Origin of the sequence: Streptomyces sp. NBC_00554 (assembly GCF_041431135.1) — a bacterium.
Lineage (GTDB): Bacteria > Actinomycetota > Actinomycetes > Streptomycetales > Streptomycetaceae > Streptomyces.
Map to the genome: position 1 here is coordinate 782240 of NZ_CP107799.1, position 24438 is coordinate 806677.

20 protein-coding genes are annotated in these 24438 nt (G+C 70.9%); 15 read left to right on the plus strand and 5 right to left on the minus strand.

Features of this window, described 5'->3' with window-relative positions; translation table 11 throughout:
* Window positions 1-3 precede the first annotated feature (3 nt).
* The 4 genes from OG266_RS03625 to OG266_RS03640 form a co-directional block, all read right to left on the minus strand.
* A complete protein-coding gene (locus OG266_RS03625; protein ID WP_371542620.1) occupies window positions 4-1878 on the minus strand; it encodes an RICIN domain-containing protein in 1875 nt (624 codons plus the stop codon).
* A gap of 531 nt (window positions 1879-2409) precedes the next feature.
* Window positions 2410-3432, minus strand: a complete 1023-nt coding sequence (locus tag OG266_RS03630; protein ID WP_371542623.1) for a pyridoxal-phosphate dependent enzyme — start codon at window positions 3430-3432, stop codon at window positions 2410-2412.
* A 63-nt stretch (window positions 3433-3495) separates the two neighbouring features.
* Window positions 3496-3873: a toxin Doc gene (locus tag OG266_RS03635; RefSeq protein WP_266471819.1), complete on the minus strand. Its 378-nt coding sequence runs from the start codon at window positions 3871-3873 to the stop codon at window positions 3496-3498.
* Window positions 3874-3876: 3 nt separating this feature from the next.
* Window positions 3877-4122, minus strand: coding sequence for a hypothetical protein (locus OG266_RS03640; RefSeq protein ID WP_266471821.1), 246 nt, complete (start codon window positions 4120-4122; stop codon window positions 3877-3879).
* 237 nt (window positions 4123-4359) lie between these two features.
* Between OG266_RS03640 and OG266_RS03645 the strand changes: the two genes are divergently transcribed.
* The 10 genes from OG266_RS03645 to OG266_RS03690 all read left to right on the plus strand — a co-directional run bounded on the left by OG266_RS03645 (window position 4360) and on the right by OG266_RS03690 (window position 14234).
* Window positions 4360-5625 (plus strand): PucR family transcriptional regulator, encoded by a 1266-nt coding sequence (locus tag OG266_RS03645; RefSeq protein ID WP_371542627.1) that lies wholly within the window; start codon window positions 4360-4362, stop codon window positions 5623-5625.
* Between the two features lie 69 nt (window positions 5626-5694).
* Window positions 5695-6903: an N-methyl-L-tryptophan oxidase gene (gene solA, locus OG266_RS03650; RefSeq protein ID WP_371542630.1), complete on the plus strand. Its 1209-nt coding sequence runs from the start codon at window positions 5695-5697 to the stop codon at window positions 6901-6903.
* On the plus strand, window positions 6900-7547 hold the full coding sequence (locus tag OG266_RS03655; protein ID WP_266471829.1) for an ABC transporter permease: 648 nt from the start codon (window positions 6900-6902) through the stop codon (window positions 7545-7547). The genes solA and OG266_RS03655 overlap by 4 nt, the downstream gene beginning before the upstream one ends.
* Window positions 7540-8544, plus strand: a complete 1005-nt coding sequence (locus OG266_RS03660; protein ID WP_371542633.1) for an ABC transporter ATP-binding protein — start codon at window positions 7540-7542, stop codon at window positions 8542-8544. The genes OG266_RS03655 and OG266_RS03660 overlap by 8 nt, the downstream gene beginning before the upstream one ends.
* Window positions 8534-9301 carry an ABC transporter permease gene (locus tag OG266_RS03665; protein ID WP_266471830.1) on the plus strand — a complete coding sequence of 256 codons (768 nt, stop codon included), beginning with the start codon at window positions 8534-8536 and terminating at the stop codon, window positions 9299-9301. The genes OG266_RS03660 and OG266_RS03665 overlap by 11 nt, the downstream gene beginning before the upstream one ends.
* A gap of 56 nt (window positions 9302-9357) precedes the next feature.
* The gene (locus OG266_RS03670; protein WP_371552640.1) at window positions 9358-10320 is read left to right on the plus strand and encodes a glycine betaine ABC transporter substrate-binding protein; all 963 of its coding nucleotides are present in this window, start codon (window positions 9358-9360) and stop codon (window positions 10318-10320) included.
* Between the two features lie 43 nt (window positions 10321-10363).
* A complete protein-coding gene (locus tag OG266_RS03675; protein ID WP_371542637.1) occupies window positions 10364-11530 on the plus strand; it encodes an aromatic ring-hydroxylating dioxygenase subunit alpha in 1167 nt (388 codons plus the stop codon).
* Complete coding sequence (locus OG266_RS03680) at window positions 11527-11853, plus strand: bifunctional 3-phenylpropionate/cinnamic acid dioxygenase ferredoxin subunit (RefSeq protein WP_371542640.1); 327 nt, start codon at window positions 11527-11529, stop codon at window positions 11851-11853. Before OG266_RS03675 ends, OG266_RS03680 begins: the two co-directional genes overlap by 4 nt.
* The gene (locus tag OG266_RS03685) at window positions 11850-13064 is read left to right on the plus strand and encodes an NAD(P)/FAD-dependent oxidoreductase (protein WP_371542642.1); all 1215 of its coding nucleotides are present in this window, start codon (window positions 11850-11852) and stop codon (window positions 13062-13064) included. The genes OG266_RS03680 and OG266_RS03685 overlap by 4 nt, the downstream gene beginning before the upstream one ends.
* Before the next feature lie 15 nt (window positions 13065-13079).
* On the plus strand, window positions 13080-14234 hold the full coding sequence (locus OG266_RS03690; protein WP_371542645.1) for a PLP-dependent aspartate aminotransferase family protein: 1155 nt from the start codon (window positions 13080-13082) through the stop codon (window positions 14232-14234).
* Between the two features lie 379 nt (window positions 14235-14613).
* Here OG266_RS03690 and OG266_RS03695 read toward each other — a convergent pair whose 3' ends face one another.
* The gene (locus OG266_RS03695; protein WP_371542646.1) at window positions 14614-17712 is read right to left on the minus strand and encodes a glycoside hydrolase family 2 TIM barrel-domain containing protein; all 3099 of its coding nucleotides are present in this window, start codon (window positions 17710-17712) and stop codon (window positions 14614-14616) included.
* 304 nt (window positions 17713-18016) lie between these two features.
* Between OG266_RS03695 and OG266_RS03700 the strand changes: the two genes are divergently transcribed.
* The 5 genes from OG266_RS03700 to OG266_RS03720 all read left to right on the plus strand — a co-directional run bounded on the left by OG266_RS03700 (window position 18017) and on the right by OG266_RS03720 (window position 24273).
* Window positions 18017-20407, plus strand: coding sequence for a SpoIIE family protein phosphatase (locus tag OG266_RS03700; RefSeq protein ID WP_371542648.1), 2391 nt, complete (start codon window positions 18017-18019; stop codon window positions 20405-20407).
* Between the two features lie 80 nt (window positions 20408-20487).
* Window positions 20488-21786 (plus strand): arsenic transporter, encoded by a 1299-nt coding sequence (locus tag OG266_RS03705; RefSeq protein WP_371542651.1) that lies wholly within the window; start codon window positions 20488-20490, stop codon window positions 21784-21786.
* Between the two features lie 5 nt (window positions 21787-21791).
* Window positions 21792-22274 (plus strand): universal stress protein, encoded by a 483-nt coding sequence (locus tag OG266_RS03710; RefSeq protein ID WP_371542653.1) that lies wholly within the window; start codon window positions 21792-21794, stop codon window positions 22272-22274.
* A gap of 78 nt (window positions 22275-22352) precedes the next feature.
* Entirely contained in the window at window positions 22353-23159 is an 807-nt protein-coding gene (locus OG266_RS03715) for a phytanoyl-CoA dioxygenase family protein (protein WP_371542656.1), read from the plus strand.
* Window positions 23160-23358: 199 nt separating this feature from the next.
* The gene (locus OG266_RS03720; protein WP_371542659.1) at window positions 23359-24273 is read left to right on the plus strand and encodes an endo alpha-1,4 polygalactosaminidase; all 915 of its coding nucleotides are present in this window, start codon (window positions 23359-23361) and stop codon (window positions 24271-24273) included.
* Window positions 24274-24438: the final 165 nt, after the last annotated feature.

The window sequence follows — 24438 nt, forward strand, 5'->3', positions numbered from 1 at the left end:
CCCCTACAGGCCAACTCCCTTGACCACCGCGGTGAGTTCCGCGATCAGCGGCAGCACGGGCTCCGGGCTCGCGTCGTCGCTGACGTTCACGGATCGGCGTTCCTGGTAGGGCTCCGACTCGGTCGCCTCCGGGGCGACCGGTACGGGCGTCGGCTGTTCGCCCGGAGGCTGCTCGCCCGGCGGCGCAGGTGTGCTGTCGTCGGCGGGCGGCGGGGGGCTCGCGGGCCCTGGTGAGGGGCTGTTCGTGCCCGAGACCGACAGCGACTCGGGGGCCGCCGAGGCGGCGTCGGTGCGCCACCGCTGCGCGTCGGAGCCGTCGCGGACCTTGACAACGATATCGGCGCCGGGGTCCGTGGAGCTGGGCGCGACGGCGAGCCGCTCGCTCCATCGGGGCAGCAACTCGCCCCGCACGGTGAGGTCGTAGCGCACATCGGCCCCGCGCGCCGCGTCTTCGGCGGCGCAGCGCTCCAGCACCACGAACCCGTCGTCGGCGCGGGAGTCGAGGCACAGTTCGGGGTCGGCGACGCTGCGCAGCAGGCCGTCGTCCCCGTACGACCACTGCTGGGTCCACGCTGAGGAGCACACCGCCAGTACGGTCTCGGCGCCGGCCTTCGCCTCGCCGCCCCGGATGTCGAGGCACAGGTCGGCGGCGAAGTTGCGCAGCCGGGTCTGCTCGATGGTGGTGGGGAGTCCCGCCGAGGTGGGGGGCGCTGACACGGCGGGCGGATCCTGGGAGCCGGGCACGGGTGCCACCGTGCGGCTGCTGCTCGCGCCGGTGGTGGCGGCGGGGTCGGCGCCGCTGTCGTCGTCCGACCACAGGCTGGTGGCGAGGGCGGTCACGAGCAGGGTGGCCGAGACCACGCCCGCTCCGGTGATCAGGGCCTTCGCGTGCCGCTGTGCCGGTTCGGGCAGGCGGCGCGGGGTGGGGATCTGGGACAGCAGGCGATGGCGTCCTCCGCTTCCCGGAAGTCCGCTTCCCGGGAGGACGCCGCTGCCCTGGCGCCTGCCGCCGAACGGGGATCCGCCGCGGGGCCGTACGCCTTGCTGGGCACGCCCGGGGCGGGAGTCGAGATAGCGCCGGGCGCCCCAGCCGAGTACCGATTCGGCGAGCAGAAGGCCCAACCCGCCCTCGAAATGGCTGAGTTGCTCGGCGGCGAAACGGCAGTAGCGGCACTCCATCAGATGCTGTTGGACATCGGGCAGCAAGGCGCCACCGCGGCGAATGGGGACGTCCAGCAACCGGTTGTAGAAACCGCATTCCTTGCTCGGCGCGAGTTCCCGGTGGGCGTGTACGCAGCCCTGCCGGAATTGCTCGCGGGCTTGCTCCAGAGCAGCCGACGCGGTGTCGGTATCCATACCCGACAGACCGGCTGGTACGGATATGTGCTCGGCTTCGACCTCGGTGTGCCACAACAGGGACTGGGCGAGAGGGGGCAGAGCGTGGAAAGAGCGCTCGGCGAGCTTCCGGTTTTCGGCCGTCATGGACTTGGCCGCCCGCATACCGCGACCCCCGGCGGGTTTCCTCAAGTCCGGCAGCACACCGGATATCCGGTCCTCCGCGGACCACGCCTTGACGGTGTCCCGCACGGTCACGAGAAGCCGGGGCCGCAGGGCGACACCGGTCTCGCCGCGCATCAGACGGTCGAGCACCTGGTGGAAGGAGGTCGCGGTCACCATGGAGGCGATGTTCGCCGAGGAAGCGAGGCAGATGACCGAGTAGTCGTACGCGGGCTGCCAGTGCCGGGCCATCAGCAGGGCGACCGGATGGGCGGTCTCGCTCTCCGGCCGGCCTCTCAGCTGGGCAGCGAGGCTCTCGTCGGATTCGCCGGGAGCACCGCCGGGAGGATAAGGGGGACGAGGGGGGTGGGGGGTGTGCACAGAGCGGGTTCCTTCCAAGGTGCAAGGCGGCACACAGAAGTTCTTCACCGCCGAAAAGGGAGCTCCTGATTGGTGCATACCTTTTGACGGAGCGCCGGGATAAGGGCCGGAGCGAACGCCGTACGACGACCGTCGGTCTTGAGCCCTTTGAGCTCTCAACAGCCCGGAATAGCGAACAGCGATTCGAACCCGCCATTGACCCGGCGCAGGAAGGTCACCCTCGCACGAAATGCTCATGACCAACAAGACACTTGAGTAACTTCCGCACCACTGAAAGTAAGTCGGACCTGGCCCGCAACTCTCGCGACTCGCACCGGCTTTCGAAATTTCATGCGCCCCGTGTGAACCGCGCGCTCGCGCCGGTGGCCCGCGCACGCTCCCGGCGCGCGGAACCAGGTAGTCCACTGGAACCGGCCCCTCCTCGGAGGCCCCGCGCGGGACGGCGGCTCTCCCGCGCGAAACGGCCGCCGACCCCGATCCACCCGCCCTCGGTCGGCGGCCCCGAGGGCGGGTCGCCCGACGCCCCCGCGGTCAGTTCTCGACGGGCCCTTCGGTGCTGAGCAGGACGACGACCGAGGCGGGGTCGAGCGTGAGGCCCTGGCCGGCGGCCACCCGGATGCCCGCCAGAGACGCGGCGCCGCAGGGGCCGCTGAAGACACCGAGGACGGCGAGGTCGCGGACGGCACGAGCGCTGTCGGCGTCGGTGACGGCGACAGCCGCGTCCAGGCCGTCCCGGAGGAAGGGCCACGCAAGGCCCGAGGGGGTACCGCAGTTGAGCCCCGCCATGATCGTGTCACCGGTGGTCACGCTGACCGGCCGGCCCTGGGTGAGGCTCGCCAGCACGCAGGCCGCCGCTTCGGGTTCCACGGACAGCAGGACCGGTCCGGGGGCAGGGCGGCTGCGGTAGTGCGTGACGGCCGCCTGCGCGAGGGAGCCCACGCCGACCGGGACGGCCACGAGATCAGGCGATTCGGCTCCCGCCGCGGCCAGTTGGGAGTCGATCTCGGCGAACAGCGTGGAGTAGCCCGCCACGATCCAGGCAGGGATGTCCTCATAGCCGGGCAACGCGGTGTCCTGCACCAGGACGCTGCCTGGCTCGTCCGCGACCGCCGCGGCCCGGCGTACCGCCTCGTCGTACGGGCCGTCGACCCGCGTCACCCGCGCCCCTTCGCCGGCGATGGCGTCCACGGCACCCTGGCGCACGCCCTTCGGCACGAGGACGTGGGCGCGCTGCCCGAGCAGTCGGGCCGTCCGGGCCACGGCCCGGCCGTGGTTGCCGTCGGTGGCGGTGACCAGCGTGAGCGGGCCGTCGGCCGTGGCGAGGATGCGGTGGATCGCCCAGGACGCGCCCAGCGCTTTGAACGCGGGCAGGCCCAGGCGGCACGACTCGTCCTTGACGAAGACCCGGGCGACACCCAACTCGGCGGCGAGGAGAGGCAGTTCAGTGAGCGGAGTGGGCGCGTAGCCGGGCAGGGCGGCGTGAAAGGCGCGCACCTCGTCGGGGGCGGGCGGACAGCTCCAGTCCCGGGCGGCAGGTCTCATGATCAGGCGCATACGACCAGCGTGCCACCCTCCCCTCTCGCTGCACCGGGTCAGATCCGCTCTCGCAGCACCGTCTCAGATCTGCCAGGACCTCAATCGGTCCGCTGCTCCGTAGACGTCCGTCTTGCCGTCGATCAGATCGCGGGCGAGGTCGACGAGGGCGCCGTACGGCGGGTCGATACCGACACCGCTGACGAACATGTACGCGACCGCCGCCGAGCAGGCGAAGCGGGCGTTGGCGGTCGGCAGGGGCTTCAGCAGGGCCAGGGTGTGCAGGAGCGCGGCGGCGCGCCAGGCCGGGTCGGAGTCGACGCCGAGCCGGGGCGGGTCGACGCGGTGGCGGGCCACGGCGGCGACGAGCGCCGAGAAGTCGTTGACCGTGGGCTGGTCGGGCATTACCTCTTCGTGGCGCTGGAGCAGCCAGGGCACGTCGATATGGATGACGGGGGCCATGGGTCAGGCGGCCCGCCCTTCGCCGTCGCCGGGTGGTTCGTCCTCGGGGAAGGCGGCGGCGAACTCGGCCGCGTGCGCCGCGAAGAACCGGCGGAACACCTCCGCGCCTTCCTGCAGCGCCCGGTGCCGCACGATGTCCGCCGCGGCGGCCTCCCGCACCAGGGCCTTCATCGACGTACCGCGCTCCTTGGCGATCTGCCGCAGATCCTCTAGCTCGCGGTCACTGAACTCCACGTTGAGAGCTGGCATGTGCTCACGGTACCGCGCGGGTACTTACCCGTAAATACCACCAGGTCACGGGGCATGTACTGCGGTACCCGAGGCCCATTCGGCACGGCTGGGCACCTTGCCCTCGACCGGCTCGCCGAACGACCGGGCGACCGAGGTACTGAGCGCCAATGACGACGGGCTTACGGAGGGTGCGACTCCGCAAGCCCGTAACACTCCCCCGTAGACCGCCGTAACACCGCGCGGCCACAGTGGGGCATGAGTGTTGAGCAGATTCAGACACTGGTGGACGCACTCGCCACGCGCCTGGGGCGTGCCGTGGTCGTGGACGACCAGGAACTGCGTTTGGTCGCGGTGAGCGAGGACTTCGGGGACGCCGATCCCGCCCGCATCTGGTCGCTGCTGCACCGCAGGACGCGACCCGAGGACGTGTGCTTCGACAGGATCAAACGGTCCACGGGCCCGGGCCACATCCCGGAGAACCCGGACCTCGAGCTGTGGCAGCGACTGTACGTTCCCATCCGCTGCCGCGGACTGCTCCTCGGCTTCGTCTGGATCACCGACCGGTACGGCGATCTGCCCGACGTCCAGATCGCCGACGCTACCCGTACGGCGGAGACACTCGGCTCGCTCATGTACGGGCGGTGGCTCGCCGCCGGCCACGAGCACGGCGTACGGCGGCAGTTGGTCGAGCAGTTGCTGAGCCAGGATGCCGCGACGCGTCGTGCGGCCCGCGAAGAGGTCCTCGACCGGGGGCTGTTCGATGTCGACGGGCCGGTGGCGGTGCTGCTGGCCGGCCGTGGCGGCGGCGCCGAGGGCGAGGACGCGGGGCCCGCCTTCGCGGCGGCCGTGGAGCGGTTCTGCCGGGGGTTGCCCGGCGCGTCCGTGCTCGCCGCGTGCCGGCCCCGGCGCGCGACCGTGATCCTCGCGCTGCGCCCGGCCGATCCGGACGCGCAGCTCGACCGGGCCGCCCACGCGCTGCTCGCCGAGCTCACCGCGGAACCCGCGCTCGCCGGATGCCGGCGCGTCGGGGCCGGCGGCCCCGTGCCCGCACTGGCGGGGCTGCCCACGGCGAAACGCCAGGCGGACATCGCGCTGGCCGCCGCCGACACCGGAACCGTCGCCCTCTGGTCGGGGCTCGGTGCCCACGCCCTGCTCGCCCAGCTCGCGCCGCCGGTCTGGGACGACACGCTGATCCCGCAGGGTGTGCTCACCCTGTTCGCGGATCCCTCCGCGGCCGTCCTCGTGCCGACCCTGGAGACGTATCTCGACTGCGCCGGCGATGTGCAGCGCACCGCACGGGAACTGTGCGTGCACCGCACCACGCTCTACTACCGGCTCGGCCGGGCCGAGCAGATCTCCGGGCTGAGTCTGCGCGACGGCCGCGACCGGCTGCTGCTGCACCTGGTCCTCGGACTGCGCCGCCTGCACGGAGCGACGCTTCCCGGATCCCTCCCTCGACGGACCGCCCTTCCTACATATGTCGAAAGCGAGGCCCCGAACGTCCGACGTCGTGCCGGATGACCCCGCTCGGGCGCTGCTGCGACTCTTCCGAACACCAGCAGCACGCCCACCACAGCGGGAGGATGCCGGATGAAGAAGAGGTACGCGCACATCGTGCTCGGCGTCGGGGGCATCGGCAGCGCCGCCGCCTACTGGCTCGGCAGGCAGAGCGGCGGTGACGTCCTCGCCGTCGAGCAGTTCGGGCTCGGGCACGATCGCGGTGCCTCCGAGGACCACTCACGGATCATCCGGCACTCGTACCACTCGACCGACTACACCGCCCTGACCCGCGACTCCTACGACCACTGGCGGGAACTGGAGAAGGAGACCGGACTTCCGCTGCTGCACATCACCGGCGGTCTGCATCTGGCCCCGGCGGGCAGCGCGGGCGAGGCGGAGCTGGGCAGTTACGCGCGAGCCCTGGCCCAGCAGGGCCACCGCTACCAGGTCCTGGACGCGGGCACCCTGCGCGAGCGCTGGCCGCAGTGGCGGATCGGCGACGACGTACTCGGCCTGTTCCAGGCGGAGTCCGGGATCCTCGACATCCGCCGGGCGAACGCCGCGCATGTCTCACGGGCGCTCGCGCTCGGCGTGACCTTCGTGGAGAACTCTCCGGTGCGGAAGATCGTTCCGCACCCCGGCCATGTCGAGGTGCACACCGACGACGCGGTGTACGAGGGCGGCACGCTGACCGTGTGCGCCGGCTCCTGGACCGGGACCGCGCTGACCGGTCTCGACCTGGACATCCCGCTCACCCTCACCCAGGAACAGGTCACCTACTTCGCGGCCCCCGACCTGCGCCCCTTCGCACCGGACCGCTTCCCCATCTGGATCTTCCACGGGCACGACCGGACCTTCTACGGTTTCCCGGTGTACGGCGAGGCCGCGGTGAAGGCCGCCCGTGACATGTCGGGCCGTTTCGTCACCCAGGAGACCCGCTCGTACGAACCCAATCCCGAGCAGACCGAGGAGGTCGCGGAGTTCCTGGCCGAGTACCTGCCGGGCGCCGTCGGCCCCGAACTGCTCAGCAAGACCTGCGTCTACGACCTCCCGGCCGACCGGAATTTCGTCCTGGACACCGTGCCGGGACACCCCAACATCTCCGTCTTCGTGGGGGCCGGGCACGCCGCCAAGTTCGCGGGGCTGATCGGCCACATCCTCGCCGACCTGGCGACCAAGGGCGACACGGACTGGCCCATCGAGGCCTTCACCGTCGACCGCCCGGCGATCACGGACCCCGACCACCCGAGCGACTTCCGGTTCGCCGAGGCCGCGCGGAACCCGGAGGGCGGGTCATGACCTTCGGCGAGTATCTGCAGCGCCGCGGCGACCTGCTCCTCGACCAGGCGGGCCAGCACGCCCTGCTGGTGGCGCTCGCGGTCCTGATCGCCACGGCCGTCTCCGTCGGCACCGGCCTGCTCGCCTGGAACCGGCCCCGGCTCGCCGCGGCCGCCACCGCGACCGCCGGCGGGCTGCTCACCCTTCCCTCCTTCGCGCTGCTCGGCCTGCTGATCCCACTGCTCGGCCTCGGCTGGGCGCCCTCGCTGACCGCGCTCACCCTCTATTCGCTGCTGCCGATCCTGCGCAACACCATCGTCGGCCTGGGCGAGGTCGACCCGGCCGTCGTCGAGGCGGCCCGCGGGATGGGCCTCGGCCCGGCCAGGGTGCTCGCGATCGTCCAACTCCCGCTCGCCTGGCCGTACATCCTCACCGGAATCCGCGTCGCCACCCAGATGGTGGTGGCCATCGCGGCGATGGCCGCGTACGTGGCCGGTCCCGGGCTCGGCCTGCCGATCTTCGACGGGCTGTCCCGACTCGGCTCCGCGAACGCGCTCAACGAAGCGATCGCCGGAACCGTCGGCGTCGTCCTCGTCGCACTCGCCTTCGACCTCTTCTACGTACTGCTGCGCCGCCTGACCACCCCGAGGGGGCTCCATGTTTGACACCGCGCGCACGGGTCGCGGCCTGAGCATCCGCCTCGACGAGCTCACCAAGGTCTATCCGGGACAGCGCGAACCCGCCGTCGACCGGGTCACGATGGAGATACCGGCCGGGCAGACGACGATGTTCGTCGGGCCGTCCGGCTGCGGCAAGACCACCACCATGAAGATCATCAACCGGCTGATCGAACCGTCCTCGGGCACGGTCAGCATCGACGGCCAGAACGTGCTGGGCCTCGACCCCAACGAGCTGCGCCGCCACATCGGTTACGTGGTCCAGCAGATCGGTCTCTTCCCGCACATGACGATCGCGCAGAACATCGGGCTCGTGCCGAAACTCCTCGGCTGGAACAAGGCGAAGGTGAGCTCGCGGGTCGACGAGCTGCTGGAGATGACCGGGCTCGACCCCGCCGCCTTCCGGGCCCGCTACCCCCGCCAGCTCTCCGGAGGCCAGCAGCAGCGCGTCGGTGTCGCCCGTGCCCTGGCCGCCGATCCCCCGGTCCTGCTGATGGACGAGCCGTTCGGCGCCACCGACCCGATCACCCGGGAGCGACTGCAGGTCGAATTCCGCCGTCTTCAACGGGAGTTGGGCAAGACGGTCGTCTTCGTCACCCATGACTTCGAGGAGGCGCTGAAGCTCGGCGACCGGATCGCCGTCCTCGCCGACCGCTCGCGGATCGTCCAGTACGACACCCCGGCGCGGTTGTTGGCCGCCCCGGCCGACGACTACGTACGCAGTTTCATCGGCTCAGCTCCCTATCTGAAGCAACTGGCCCTGGCGACCGTGGCCGACGTGAAGCTGGGCCCGGCGCCTGAGGCACCCAACTCGCTGCCCACCGTGGACGGTTCGGCCTCCCTGCGGGACGTGATGGATCTGATCCTCCAGCGGGGCGGCGACCCGGTCACCGTCGTGGACGAGGCGGGCGCGGTCGCGGGGACGCTGGCATTCCCGGACGTGTGCCGGGCCCTGTCGGCGCAGGAGGAGACCCGTGTCGGTTGAATCGCTCTCCCCCGTCAAGGTCCCGGTACTCCGCCGGCCGGCCGCCCTCCGTCACCTCGGTACCCCGGCCGCCCTCGCCCTGGTGCTCGGGGTGCTCTATCTCTGGGTCTCGGCACAGGAGTTGGACTCCATCGAGAAGCGGACGCTGAACCGCACATACATCGTGGAGCGGGTCACCGAGCATCTGCGGCTCAGCTTCACCGCCGCGCTGCTCGTCGTCGTCATAGCCGTGCCGGCCGGCATCCTCGTCACCCGGCCGCTGCTGCGCCGGGCGACTCCACTGGTGCTAGTCATCGCCAACGCGGGACAGGCAGTCCCCGCGATCGGGCTGCTCGTCCTGCTCACCATCCAGCTCGACGTGGGCTTCCGCACGGCGGTCATCGGCCTGGTCGCCTCCGCGGTGCTCCCGGTGCTGCGCAACACGATCACCGGCATCGAGCAGGTCGACCGCTCCCTCGTGGAGACCGCGCGGGGCATGGGCATGCGGCCCCTTCAGGTGCTGCTGCTCGTCGAGTTGAAGCTCGCCGTGCCGGTGATCCTCGCCGGACTGCGCACCGCCCTGGTCTTCGCGGTCGGTACGGCGACCATCGCCACCTTCGTCAACGCGGGCGGTCTCGGCGACATGATCGTCAACGGCATCAAACTGCAGCGGATGCCGGTCCTCGTCACCGGCAGCGTGCTGGCCTGCGCCGTCGCCTTCCTCCTCGACTGGCTCGGCAGCCTCGCCGAGAGCCTCCTCAAGCCCAGAGGGCTGTAGGGCCTGTCCGACCATTCCCGTCTGTCACCTCACCAGCACGGAGTCACGCCATGTCCATGCCTCTGCCCCGCCCTGCCAGAACCTCCGCCCTACTCGCCTCGGCCGCCGCGACCGTGCTGCTCGCCTCCGGTTGCGGCGGCGACACCCAGGCCGCCACCGGCAGCGCCGGTGACGAACTCGACGGCGCCACGCTCACCGTCGGCTCCAAGGACTTCACCGAGAACATCGTGCTCGGCCAGATCACCATGAAGGTGCTCCAGGCGCATGGCGCCGAGGTCGAGGACAAGACCAACATCAAGGGCTCGGTCACCACCCGCCAGGCCCTCACCAGCGGTGACATCGACCTGTACTGGGAGTACACGGGCACCGGCTGGATCAGCTACCTCGAACACACGACTCCGATCGCGGACGCGACGAAGCAGTACGAGGACGTGCGCGACGAGGACCTGACGAAGAACAAGATCGTGTGGCTGAAGCCGGCGCCGCTCAACAACACCTACGCCCTCGCGCTCCGCGAGGACACCGCGCAGGAACTGGGTCTCACCAAGCTCTCCGACATCGCGTCGCTCGCCAAGTCCGACCCGTCCAAGGCGACCTTCTGTCTGGAGAGCGAGTTCTCCACCCGCGACGACGGCTGGCCGGGCGTGAAGAAGACGTACGGCATCGACGTGCCCGACGACAACATCAAGATGCTCGACACCGGCGTCATCTACAACGAGACCGGCGAGGGCGAGACCTGCACCTTCGGCGAGGTGTTCACCACCGACGGCCGCATCGAGTCGCTCAAGCTCAAGGTGCTGGAGGACGACAAGCACTTCTTCCCGGTCTACAACGCCTCGCTGACGCTGCCCGAATCCATCGCGGACAAGTACCCGGAGATCGCCGAGATCATGGCCCCGGTCACCGCGAAGCTCACTGACGCGACCCTGCAGAAACTCAACGCGGACGTCGACGTGGACGGCCTGACCCCCGAGGAGGCGGCCCAGGACTGGCTCGACTCCGAGGGCCTTCTCAACTGACCTCACTGCACCCGGTCCCCCGGCCCTTGAGAGGAGTACGCCGATGACCACCGCCCCCGCCTCGGTGTTCCTGCCGACGCTGCCCGGTCACTACTACACCGACCCCGCGGTCTTCGAACTGGAGAAGCGGAACATCTTCGAGAAGCAGTGGATGTACGTGTGCCGGGCCGAGGACGTGCCCACGCCCGGCCGGTTCGTGCGCACCGCGCTCGGCGACGAGACCGTGCTCGTGGTGCGCGGCCGGGACCAGAAGCTGCGGGCCTTCCTGAACGTGTGCCGGCACCGCGGCGCCCAACTGTGCCTGACCGACTCCGGGGACGCGGGCAAGGCGATCCGCTGCCCGTACCACGCGTGGGCCTACCAGCTGGACGGCCGTCTGATCACGGCCCCCAACTGGCAGTCCATGGACTCCATCGACAAGGCCGACTACAGCCTGCACCCGGTGCACCTCGCCGAATGGCACGGCCTGGTCTGGGTGAGCCTGGCCGCCGACCCCGAGCCCTTCGAGGAGCAGATCTGGCCGCAGCTCGACTACCGGCTCGGTGGCGACCGGGACAAGTTCGCCCGTTACGGGCTCGCCGATCTGGTGCTGGGCAAGCGCGTCGACTACGAGGTCGCCGCCAACTGGAAGATCATCCAGGAGAACTTCCAGGAGTGCTATCACTGCGGCACCATCCACCCCGAACTCGTCGAGACACTCCCCCAGTTCCGCAATCTCACCGGGGGCGCGGACGCGACGTACGACACCGATGGTTACCTCTTCGCCGAGGGCAAGGCCTCCTTCTCCGTCAGCGGAAACGCCGAACTGCCGCGCATCGGAGGCCTGGAGGAGCATGACGACCGCAAGTACTACGGGATGGTGATGCGGCCCAACTGCTTCATCTCGCTCCTCCCCGACCATGTCATCGTCCACCGCTTCGAGATGCTCTCGCCCGAGACAACCCGCGTGGTGTGCGAGTGGCTGTTCCCGCCGCAGACGGTCGCGCAGGACGCGCCGTACGACATCGCGGACAGCGTCGAGCTGTTCCACCGCGTCAACGAGCAGGACTTCGCCGCGTCCGAGTGGTGCCAGCCGAACATGAAGTCACGCGCCTACCGCAACGGCGGGGTCCTGGTGCCCACCGAGCAGGAGATCATCGGCCGCTGGTACTACCGCTGGTACCACGAGGCCATGGGCCTGGACCCCGCAGGGCAGGGGGAAAGGTCGTGATCGAGGTGTGCCGGCTGGACGAACTCCCGCCCGGCGAGGTGGCCGTGGTGAAGACCGCGCACCGGCGCATCGCGGTGTTCAACGCCGACGGAGAGCTGTACGCCGTCGACGACCGCTGCACCCATCAGGAGGCGTACCTCTCGGACGGCTGGCTGGAGGGCTGCCTCGTCGAATGCCCGCTGCACTCGGCGAGCTTCGACCTGCGTACCGGCCGCCCCACCGGACCGCCCGCCACCGGGCCGGTACGGGTGTACGCGGTCGAGGTGCGCGACGGTGTCGTTCACGTGGACGCCGGGACGGTGCCGTCCGGGAGTGACGGATGAGGAGTGTCGCGGTGGTCGGTGCGTCACTGGCCGGGTTGTCCGCCGCCCGCGCGCTGCGGGCCCGGGGTTACGACGGGCGGCTGGTGATCGTCGGCGCGGAGGACGTCCCGCCGTACGACCGGCCTCCGCTGTCGAAGGACTTCCTCCTGGGCCGCGCGCAGGCCGGCGACCTCACCCTGACGGCGGACTCCGACGCCGCGCTGGACCTGGACTGGCGGCTAGGTCGGCGCGCAGTCCTGCTGGACACGGTGGGGCGTGCCGTGCACCTGGACGACGGCACCCGGGTGGTGTGCGACGGCGTGGTCGTGGCCACCGGCGGCAGCGCCCTGTCGCTGCCCGGCACGGCGCGGCTGGCGGGCGTTCATGTGCTGCGCACTCTCGCAGACGCAGAGGCGCTGCGGGCCGAACTGCGGCCGGGGGCACGGCTGGTGGTCGTGGGCGCCGGGCTGATCGGTGCCGAAGCCGCGTCCAGTGCGGCGACCCTCGGCCTCGATGTCACCGTCGTCGAGCGCGGGCCAGCGCCGCTCACCCGGATCCTCGGCCGGGTCGGGAACGAGGTCAGTGCCGCGCTCCACGCCGAGCACGGGATCCGCCTGATCACAGGCGCGGAGGTGACCGGTCTGGCGGGCCGTGACCGGGTGACCGGGGTGTGGCTGGCCGGCGGACGGCAGCTGCCCGCCGACGTGGTCCTGGTCGCGATCGGTTCCCGTCCCGCGGTGGACTGGCTGGCGGGGAGCGGTCTCGTGCTCGACGACGGCGTGGTGTGCGACGCGGCGTGCGGCACCGCCCTGCCCGGTGTCGTGGCCGTCGGCGACTGTGCCCGCCCCTTCCACCCCTGGCTGGGCCGTCATCACCGTGCCCAGCACTGGACCGCCGCCCTGGAACAACCGGCCGTCGCGGCCGCACGGCTGCTCGACGGTCCGGGAAGCACGGCGGAGTACACCTCCGCTCCCTACTTCTGGTCCGACCAGTTCGGCGTGCGGATCCAGTTCGCCGGACACGCCGAGCCCGACGACCAGGTCGAGATCACGGACGGCAGCTTCGCGTCGCGCAGCTTTCTGGCGGTCTTCCGCCGGTGCGGTGTGCCGACGGCCGTACTGGCCATGAACCAGCCCAAGTTGTTCGGCCGGGCCCGTCGGCTGATCGCCGCCGCCGGGCCGCTGCCGGCCTCTCCCGCGCCGCCGCAGGTCCCCCAGAACCACCGACGATGAGGAGACCTCCGCACCATGACCTCCGAGCGCTCTTTCGCGACCCGCGCCGTGCACGCCGGACACGACCCGGCACGGCACAACGGCTCGGTGACCACTCCGGTCTACCTCGCCTCCACCTTCGTACGACCGCACGCCCGGCCCGTCGACGACGGCTGGGACTACTCGCGGATCGCCAATCCCACGCGTGACGCCCTGCAGGAATGCCTGGCCTCCCTGGAGGGTGGGGCATCGGCGGTGGCCGTGGCCTCCGGCATGGCGGCGAGCACGACGGTGCTCCAGGCCCTCGGCCGGTCCGGGGCGCACATCGTGATCCCGGACAACGTGTACGGCGGCACCTGGGACCTGGTCTCGGACGTCTACCGGCGATGGGGCCTTGAGCACACGGCCGTCGACATGGGCGACCCGGACGCCGTCGCCGCCGCGCTGCGTCCCGGTGTCACCGCGCTGGTCTGGGCCGAGACACCGTCGAACCCGCTGCTCAAGGTCACCGACATCGCCGCCGTCGCCGCACTGGCCCATGACGCGGGGGCGCTGCTCGTGGTCGACAGCACCTTCGCGTCACCGTATCTCCAGCGGCCGCTGGCCCTCGGCGCCGATGTGGTCGTGCACTCCACCACCAAGTACCTGGGCGGGCACTCCGACATCACGGGCGGCGCAGTCGTGTGCGCAGACCCGGAGCTCGGTGAGGTGATCACCCGTCATGTCGGGATGCTCGGCACGATGGCGGCGCCGCAGGAGGCCTGGCTGGTACAGCGCGGTGTCAAGACGCTCCCGGTACGGATGCGGCAGATCTGCGAGAGCGCCCAGCGGATCGCCGAGTTCCTCCAGGGCCACCCCGCGGTGCGCGAGGTGCACTACCCGGGCCTCGCCTCCCATCCCGACCACGCGCTGGCCGCCAAACAGATGCGGCACGGGTTCGGCGGTGTGGTGTCGCTGGTGGTGGACGGGGACGCGGACGCGGCGGGCCTGGTGTGCGAACGCACCGAGGTGTTCACGCTCGCCGTGTCGCTGGGCAGCGTGGAATCACTGATCGAGCACCCGGCCCGGATGACCCACTGCACCACGGCCGGAACAGCGGTCGGCGTGGACGACTCGCTGCTACGGCTGTCCATCGGCCTGGAGGACTGCGACGAGCTGATCGCGGATCTGGACCGGGCGTTGGGCGGCTGAGTGGCAGCCCGGCCCGCCACTCACAGGCCGTGCCGGCCAGCCGGCCACCAGCCGCGCCGGGAGCAGCCAGATGCGTTCTGTTTCCGCCTTGCTCATGCCCGTGAGGTCGACGATGAGGAGGGCCAGCAGCGCCGCGCCGATCAGCCACCCGTCAGCCGTGCCAGTCGGCCCCCCATCAGCCGCGTCGGTCAGCGACCCACACTCCGTGGTGGCCGACCGGCCACACCCCGTGCCGCCAGCCACCCACACCCCGTGGTGGCCAGCCGGACACACCCCGTGGCCGGCCGACCGCCCGCGCCCCGTGGTGGCCAGCCACCCGAGCGCCATGGCGCTCAGCCGACGACAACCATGGCGCTCAGCCACCCACGACTCTGGGCGCTCAGCCCGCGGGCACCTCCAGTCGGCTCACGCGGTGGTGCCCGTGGGCTTCGCCCGGATGGCGGCTCGTCATGACGAGCCGGAGCCGTGAGCCCCGTACCGCGTCGAAGGTGATCACCGTCGCCGCGTCGGACGCGGTCGCCCAGTCCACCGCCGCTCCCTTGACCGGCGCATATCGCTCACCGTCCCAGACCTCCACCTCGACCGACGCGGGCAGGGTGTGTGTCGCGTCGACGGTGAACGAGACCTCCACGCGGTCGACGGTGCGGGAACGGGCCCAGGTCACCGACACCCAGTCCTCGGGGCGGGCTCCGCTGAACGCGGGCAGCAGGGCCGTCGCCGACTTGTAGAAGGCGTTGGACCAGCCGGTGGCCGCGTCGCCGTCGAGCATCGCGGCGGGCAGGGTGTCGGGACGGCCCGAGTAACTGGCGTCCGCGAAGGGGTGGTTCGGGGCGCCCGGACCCGGGTCGGGCTCGAAGGCGGCGGCCGGAGTGGTCGCCTTGGAGCGCCCGTGGGTGGCGCGCAGGGAGACGGTCCCCGTGCGCAGCCCGTCCGAGCGTGCCGTCACCTTCACGGGCCCGGCCTTCGTGCCCGCTCGCACGATGGCAAGTGCCTTGCCGTGGAAGGCTGTTCGTGTGCTGGCCTGGTAGCGCTCGGCGCTCTCCTCGCGTCCGTTGTCGAGTCCGGCCAGCGAGCCGCCGTCGGTCGCGAACGCGATCAGGTTCTCGGCGTCGGGCACGACCACGCCTCGGGAGTCGACCACCTCGGCCGTCACGAAGGCGAGTGAACGCCCGTCCGCAGTCAGTGACTTGCGGTCCGCGGTGAGGCGTATCGCGTGCGGTGCCCCGGCCGTCCGCAGGACGTCGGTGGCGACCGTACGGCCGTCGCTGCGCGCCACCGCCTTCAGTTCGCCGGGCGCGTACGGCACACTCCAGCTGAGGTGGATCTTGCCCGCACTGCCGTTCGGGCTGGTGTAACTGCCGGGCCAGGGACCCCCGGTGACCGTCTTGTCGTCGCCGGTGGCCTCCGTGGTCTCCAGGTAGGGGCGGCCGTCGGTGGTCTTCTTGGTGTCGAAGCTCCTTGTGCCGAGCGAAGTTCCGTTGAGGAAGAGCTCCACGGTGTCGACGTTCGCGTACGCCCAGACCTCGACCGTGTCGCCCTCCTCGTGGTTCCAGCTCATGGGGAGCAGATGGACCATCGGCTCGCTGGTCCACTGGCTCTTGAAGAGGTGGTACGTGTCCTTGGGGAACCCGGCGGTGTCGACGGCGCCGAAGAAGGACGCCTTCACAGGGAACACGTCGTACGGCGTGGGTTCCCCGAGGTAGTCGATGCCCGACCACAGGAACTCGCCCACGAACCACTTGCGGTCACGGTCCTTCTTCAGCCCGTACTCGCCGCTCATCGTCCAGGAGGCGAGGTTGTTGTCGTACGAGGAGGTCGCGCGCTTGCCCGGGGTGTGGTTCTCGCCGGTGTTGAGGTGTTCGGGCTCCTGGTAGGTGCCGCGCGTGGACGTCTCCGACGAGGACTCCGACTCGAACAGGAACAGCTTCGGATAGCGGGCGTGCAGGGCGTCGACCGACTTGGCCGTGTTGTAGTTGAGGCCGAGTCCGTCGATCTTGGCGAGCATCAGATCGGCCGGGGAGCCGACGGTGGGCAGCGAGCGGTACTTGTCCGAGCCGATGACGATCGGGCGGCTGGTGTCGAGCCTCTTGACGCCGGCGATCAGCCGGTCGGCCATGGCGAGACCCGCCGTCGAGGTCGAGTCGGGGATCTCGTTGCCGATGGACCACATGATGACGGCGGGCGAGTTGCGGGCCGCGCCGACCATCTCGGCAATGTCCGTGTCGGCGTACTGGTCGAAGAACCGGCCGTAGTCGTAGGTGTTCTTGCCGCGCCGCCAGCAGTCGAAGGCCTCGACCATCATGACGATGCCGAGCCGCTCGCAGGCGGCGATGACCTGCGGCGAGGGCGGGTTGTGGGAGGTGCGCAGGGCGTTGACGCCCATGGTCTTCATGATGGTCAGCTGGCGTTCCACGGCGTCCGAGCCGACGGCGGCGCCGAGCGCGCCGAGGTCGTGATGGAGGTTGACGCCCCGGAGTTTGACGTAATCACCGTTCAGCGAGAGGCCGTTGTCGGGGTCGATGGTGGCCTGACGGATGCCGAAGGTCGTGCGGTAGGTGTCGACCGTTTCCCCGCCGACGCTCAGTTCTGTCACCAGGGTGTAGAGGTGCGGGGCGTCGAAGGACCACAACCGCGGGCGGGGCACGGTGAGTTCGTGGGGTTCCACCTGTGGGACCGCTCCCACCGTGACCGTGGAATCGGCGCGGGTCACAGTGCGCCCGTCGGGGCCGACGACTCTGGACCGGACGGTGACCCGGCTCTCGGTGCCGGACGCGTTGACGACGGTCGCCTGCGCGCGGACGACCGCCTGCGCGTCGCTCAGCTCCTCGGTCGTGACGTAGGTGCCCCAGCGCTCGACGTGCACCGGCTCCGTGACGACCAGGCGGGCTTCGCGGTAGATGCCACTGCCCGAGTACCAGCGGCTGCTGGGGAGTTGGTTCCTGACCTTCACCGCGATGACGTTGTCGGTGGTGCCGTCCGTGTGCAGCAGCTCGGTGAGGTCGAAGGCGAACCCCGTGTATCCGTAGGGGTGTCGGCCGACCTCCGTGCCGTTGCAGTACACGTACGAGTCCATGTAGACACCGTCGAACTCCACGGAGATCCGCTTGCCCGCGAGCGCCGGCGGCAGCGTGAAGGTGGTGCGGTACCAGCCGAGGCCGCCGGGAAGGAAGCCTGTTCCGCTGCTGGTGCCGTGTTCGGTGGTCGGGGTGAGTTCGATGCTCCAGTCGTGCGGTACGGCCACCTCACGCCACGCCGAGTCGTCGTAGCCGGGGTCCGCGGCCCCCTCGTACGCGCCGGTGGGGTCGGTGACACCGCCCGGGTCGACCAGCGCGAAGCGCCAGCCGTCGCGCAAGGCGACCGTGCGTCTGCCCGGGGTGTGCCCGGGGGACACGGCCCAGGCGTCGGCGGCGCCCACGAGCGCTCCGGCCGCCGGTAAGGCGATTCCTGCGATCAATACCGATCTTCGAGTGACCGTCATGGCGGCTCTCCCTCATCAGGGCCCATAAGTCATCACAACTGATCGTGAATAAACAGATTCTGACGGGGTGACACGTGCAGCCGTCAAGGGTCCGGCACTCACTTCCGTCCCGCGCGTCACGATCGGCCCGAAACCGGCGTGGCCGGACAGGCGGTGCGATCGACAGCCGGACGGGCGGTGCGATCGACAGAACGTGCCCCCGGTGCGGAGACCTGTGCCCCGAGTGCTGTGGCCGTCCACGCACTACGCTGGTACAGGAGTGACGCGCTTGTTCACTGTGAGTGTGCGCAATGGAGTGGCGACTATGAGCCCGGTCCACCCCTTCGACGAGGCCGCCACAGCACGGGCGGTCATCGACGAGAACGGCACCCTGGTCCACTGGAACGAGGGGGCCCGCCGTCTGCTGGGCCATGCCCCGCAGGACGTCGAGGGCAGGCCCGCCGCCGCTCTGCTGGCCGCGGGCGCGACCTTTCCGGCCGAGTCGCGAGTCCGTCGTGGTGAGCGCTGGTACGGCACCCTCGATCTGCGGCACCGCGACGGCTCCACCGTGTCCGTGTGGGTGCTGGCCCATCACCGGCCGCCGCGGCAGGACGAGCCCGGCGACTGGCTCGTGGTCACCCCGCTGGAGGCCAGCCCGCGCCGTCCACTAGACGACCCTCTGACGACCGCCGTGCTGGCGCAGGCTCCATGCCCCACCGCGGTATACGACGAACGCCTGCGGCTGTACGGGGTCAACCGCGCCATGGCCGACGTGGTCGGTCTGCCCGAGGACCGCATCCTGGGCCTCAGGCTCTCCGAGATCGGCGGCAAACCGGAGAGCGAGGAGCTGGAGGAGCACCTGCTCCAGGTCTTCGACTCCGGCACGGGTCGCGATGTGGAGACGTTCCTGCGCACCGGCGGCGAGAGCCGCGCGCACGCCTGGCTGGCGCGGATCGCGCCGCTGATCGACCCCGAGGGCCGGGTGCGGGGCGTATGCATGGCCGCACACGACTTCTCCGAGCAGCACAAGGCCCGCGAGCGCCTCCAGCTCGTCAATGAGGCGAGCGTCCGCATCGGCAGCACCCTCGACGTCACACGAACGGCCCAGGAACTCGCCGACGTCTGTGTGCCCGCGCTCGCCGACTTCGTCAGCGTCGATCTGCTGGATCCCCCGGAGCACGCGGGCGAGCACCGCCTCGAGCCCCCCACCGCTCCGATCACCCTGCGCCGCGCCGCCCAGCAGTCGGTGCACCCGGGCTCCCCCGAGGCGGTCCTGAAGCCCGGAGACGTCCAGGTCTACCCCGCCGTCTCACCGCACGCGGGTTCCCTGACCGCGGGGCGGACGATCGTGGCACCGGACGCCGCCGCCTCGTTGAAGCAGTGGCTGTCCGTGGACACGGCGCGCGCCGAGCGCGTCGAGCAGTTCGGCATCCACACCACGATGTCGGTGCCGATCCGGGCCCGCGGCCAGACCCTCGGGGTGGCCGTCCTCACCCGCTACCGGCGGCCCGACCCCTTCACCGCCGACGACGTGCTGCTCGTCGAGGAGGTCACCGCGAGGGCCGCGGTCTGCATCGACAACGCCCGCCGCTTCTCCCGCGAGCGCGAGACCGCGCTGGCCCTCCAGCGCAGTCTGCTCCCCCAGTCACTGGCCCGGACGGCCGCGGTGGACGCCGCCTCGCGCTACCTTCCCGCGGCACGGGCCGGGGTGGGCGGCGACTGGTTCGACGTGATCCCGCTGTCCGGGATGCGGGTCGCCATGGTCGTCGGCGACGTGGTCGGCCACGGCATCCAGGCCTCGGCGACCATGGGGCGGCTGCGCACCGCCGTCCGCACCCTCGCCGACATCGACCTGGCCCCGGACGAACTGCTCACCCATCTCGACGACCTCGTCGTACGGCTCTCCGCGGAGGCCGGAGCGGAGGGCACCACCGGCGAGGTCGGCGCCACCTGCCTGTACGCGGTGTACGACCCGGTCTCGCGGCGCTGCGCCCTGGCCCGGGCGGGCCACCCACCGCCCGTCATGCTCCCACCGGGCGGCCCGGCCCAGGAGATCGACCTCCCCGCCGGGCCGCCGCTCGGCCTGGGCGGACTGCCCTTCGAGTCCGTCGAACTCGCGCTCCCCGAGGGCACGGTGCTCGCGCTGTTCACCGACGGCCTGATCGAGAGCCGCGACCGGGACATCGACGCCGGCCATCGGCTGTTGTGCGAAGCGCTGGAAGCCTCCTCGGACTCCCTGGAGGCGGCATGCCACGCCATCCTCCGGTCGCTGCTTCCGGTGGGCGGCGCCCCGGACGACGTGGCCCTGCTGCTCGCCCGTACCCACGGGCTTCCCGCCTCTCAGGTGGCGACCTGGGACATTCCCGCCGACCCCGCCCTCGTCGCGGCGATCCGCAAGCAGGTCGTCGCTCAGCTGGACGACTGGAGCCTGAGCGAGGCGACGTTCACGACCGAACTCGTGGTGAGCGAACTGGTCACCAACGCCATCCGGTACGGCGAACCACCGATCCGGCTGCGCCTCATCCACGACGCCACCACCCTGATCTGCGAGGTCTCCGACAGCAGCCACACCGCACCGCATCTGCGCCGGGCCAAGATCTTCGACGAGGGCGGCCGAGGACTGCTGCTCGTCGCCCAGTTGACGCAACGCTGGGGCAGCCGCCACACGGCCGACGGGAAGACCATCTGGGCGGAGATGACGCTGGTCGAGGACTGACGAAGTCGGGGATTGTCCGCTGACGGCCTCCTGCCTCGGAGGAAGTCCCCGGTCGTACGGTCGTCCACGGGCCTGATTTGATGAACGGGCACCACGACCGTGTCCCGGAGGACCGAACCCTGAACGCCCCGCTCGCCGAAACCCTCTCCGTCGCCCTGCTCGTCGTGGTGCTCGGCTGCGCCGTGATCCGCCCCTTCGACTGGCCCGAGGCGGTCGTGGCGGTTCCCGCGGCCGCCCTGGTCATCGTCACCGGCGCGATCTCCTGGGACCACGTGGTCGCGGAGGCCGCGCATCTGGGACCGGTGATCGGCTTCCTGGCGGCAGTGCTGGTGCTGGCCCGGTTCTGCGACGACGAAGGGCTCTTCCGGGCCTGTGGAGCGTGGATGGCGCGCTGGGCGGCGGACCGCCCCGGCCGTCTGCTGACCGCGGTCTTCGGGCTCGCCTCGGCGATCACCGCGGTGCTCAGCCTGGACGCCACCATCGTGCTGCTCACGCCCGTCGTGTTCGCCACCGCGGCGCGGATGGGCGCCCGCCCCAAGCCCCACGTGTACGCCTGCACCCACCTCTCCAACACCGCCTCGCTGCTCCTGCCGGTCTCCAACCTCACCAATCTGCTCGCGTTCAGCGCCAGCGGTCTGAGCTTCACCCGCTTCGCCGCGCTGATGGTCCTCCCCTGGCTGGTCGCGATCGGCGCCGAGTACGTGGTCTTCCGGCGCTTCTTCGCCCGCGACCTGGGCGCGGCGGCCCTGCCGACGCCGGACGTCGACGAGCCGCCCGCCATGCCGCTCTTCGCGCTGGTCACCGTGGGCTGCACGCTTGCGGGGTTCGTCGTCGCCTCCGCGTTCGGCATCGATCCGGCGTGGTCGGCCGCGGCCGGGGCGCTCGTACTCGCCACCCGCGCCCTCGTCCGCAGGAGGGCCACCCCGCTCACCGTGGTGCGCGCCGGCGCGCCGGCCTTCCTGGCGTTCGTGCTCGCGCTGGGCATCGTCGTACGGGCGGTGGTCGACAACGGTCTCGCCGACGCCCTCGGGCGGCTGCTCCCGGACGGCAGCGGCCTGCTCGCGCTGCTCGGCATCGCGGCGCTCGCTGCCGTGCTGGCCAACCTGATCAACAACCTGCCCGCGGTCCTCGTACTGATTCCGCTGGCCGCCGGATCCGGCTCCGGCGCGGTCCTTGCCGTCCTGCTCGGGGTCAACATCGGCCCCAATCTGACCTACGCGGGCTCCCTGGCGACCCTGCTGTGGCGGCGTATCGTGCACCAACACGAACACGGTGTCGACCTCAAGGAGTTCACCCGGCTGGGCCTGATCGCCGTGCCGGCCGCACTGATCCCGGCCGTACTGGCCCTGTGGCTCTCACTCCAAGTCATCGGAGGCTGAAACACATGCGGGTGATCGTCTGGCTCGTCGAGGGAACCTGGCCCGCGTGCGTGGACGCCGTACACCGTCACGCGCCCCACGCGACGGATGTGGTCCTGCTGTACGTCGACGAGCCCGGCGTCCCCGGCCTTGCACACGGCGCCTTCGCCGGACTGCTCGGCCGCGCCCACTCCGAGCACGACCCCGGCGACCGCCTCGAGGACCTCGGCACCTCCTCGGCGCAGCGGCTCCTCGACGCGGCGGCCGAGCGGCTGGCCCGCCCCTGCACGCGGCTCGAGCGCACCGGGCGCGCCGAGCGGGAGGTGGTCGCCGCCGCCGAGGGCGCCGACCTGCTCGTGCTGGCCCGGGACGGCGACCGCTCCCGCCTCGGCCCGCACAGCCTGGGACCGGCGGGCCGTTTCGTCGTCGACCACGTCCCCTGCCCTGTGCTGCTGGTCTGGCCGGAAACGGCACCGGACGTCACGACCCTGCCTGGCGTCGCGCCCTAAGGCTTCCGGCAGACCTCGTCGCAAGGCAGGGCGACCCGGCGTAGGGCATCTTTGACACAGGTGAGAAGGGACGGCCGGATGACAGTCACGGACATGAGCGCGCTGCACGACCGGTTCGAGAGCGACGGCTTCGCGGTGGTGCCCGGGTTGTTCACCGGCGCCGAAATCGAGGCGCTGTGCGCGGAGTTCACGGCGCTGCACGCCGCGCGCCCGGTGCCGGGACACTTCGAACCCCGTGCCACCGAGGCCGACGGTACGGCCGATCCGCTGCACGCCTATCCCCGGGTCCTGCACCCGCACCGCATCAACGCGCTCTCCCTGCGCCGCCTGCTCGACCCGCGCCTGCGGGACATCATGGAAACGCTGCTGGGCGAGGAAGTCCTCGCCGCGCAGAGCATGTTCTACTTCAAGCCGCCCGGTGCCCGCGGTCAGGCGCTGCACCAGGACAACTTCTATCTGCGGGTCGAGCCCGGCACCTGTGTGGCCGCCTGGATCGCCTGCGATGTGATCGACCGCGAGAACGGCGGCCTGGAGGTCGTACCGGGCACGCACCGCATGGACCTGTTCTGCCCGGAGGAGGCGGACGCGGAACTGTCCTTCGTACGCGACTATGTGCCCCCGCCGCCCGGTCTTGCCTCCGTCCCCGTCGACATGGCGCCGGGTGACGTGCTGTTCTTCAACGGCAGCCTGGTGCACGGCTCCGGGCCCAACCGCAGCACCGTCCGCTTCCGCCGTTCGTTCATCGGCCACTATGTCGGCCGCTCCACCGAGCGGATCGGCGGTTTCTACCGGACGCTGACGATGAGCGGGGCACCCGTCGCCCTGCCCGAGAGCGAGGGCGCGGGACCCTGCGGTACGGAGTTCGCCGCGCCGGCTCCCCACTGACGCGACCGGCGTCCCCGCTCGACAGCGGTCCACCTTGACGTGGGCGGTGCCCGCACGCTTGGATCTTTTCGTGCCGTGCTGAGACCCGGCACGCAGAGGTACGCCCAGCCGGTAGCGGACATGGTTCAAGTCCGGCCCAAGTCGCCAGGATCGCGGGAGCGTCCGAGGCGGGGCCGTACTCGCGATTGCTGGAGCGGACATGTCCGTCAAGCGTGTTGCCCGCGTCGGTGGTCTGGGGACGGTCGCTGTCCTGGCTGCCCTGTCGATGCTCGTGGGCTGCGGTTCCGACGAAGGCGAGGGCGCGGATGCCGCGCCGCGACCGTCGGGGACGACTTCGACCCCGAGGCCGACAACTCCCACCCCGACCCCGACCGTCTCCTCGACCGGGTCGGCCACCTCGACAGCCATCGAACTCCCGCCGCTGCACGCGGGGTTCGACTACCAGATCGGCGGCGCCTATCCCCCGCCGTCCGGTGTACAGATCGTCAGCCGCGACCGCTCCGAGTCCCCGGCGCCCGGCCTCTACAACATCTGCTACGTCAACGCTTTCCAGGTCCAGCCGGGCGAGGAGAAGCAGTGGCCCGCCGACCTGCTGCTGCGCGACGCGCAGGGCGAGCTCGTCGTCGACGGCGACTGGGACGAGGTGCTGCTCGACATCCGCACACCGGCCAAGCGCAAGCGCGTTGCCGCGCGGGTCGACCAGTGGATCGACGGCTGCGCCGACAAGGGCTTCGACGCGGTCGAGCCGGACAACTACGACAGCTACACCCGCTCCCAAGACCTGCTGACCGCTGACGACGCCACCGCGTTCATCACCCTGCTCTCGGCCCACGCGCATACGCGCGATCTCGCCATCGCACAGAAGAACACTGTGGAGTTGGCGGGACTCAGGGCCAAGACCGGGCTCGACTTCGCGGTGGCGGAAGAGTGTGGCGAGTACGACGAGTGCGGGGCGTACGCGAAGGCCTTCGACGACCGGGTGGTCGTGATCGAGTACACCGACAGCGGTCTGCGCAAGGCCCGTTCGGGGTTCGGTGACCGGCTGAGCATCGTGCGCCGGGATGTGATGGTGTCGACGCCCGGAGACGAGGAGTACGTCCGCAAGACCCGCTGACGCCCGGTACCGCCTCGCTCCGCTCCAACGGCACGCCATGCGCGACCCGGAAGGTCATGTGACGGTGCATACTCGGCATCCCGGTCGTGGCTCCTGCTGGATGACCACGACCGGTCGGCGGGCCGACTGGCGCGCAAAGAAAGCCGCCCTCGATGAGTGGGCGCG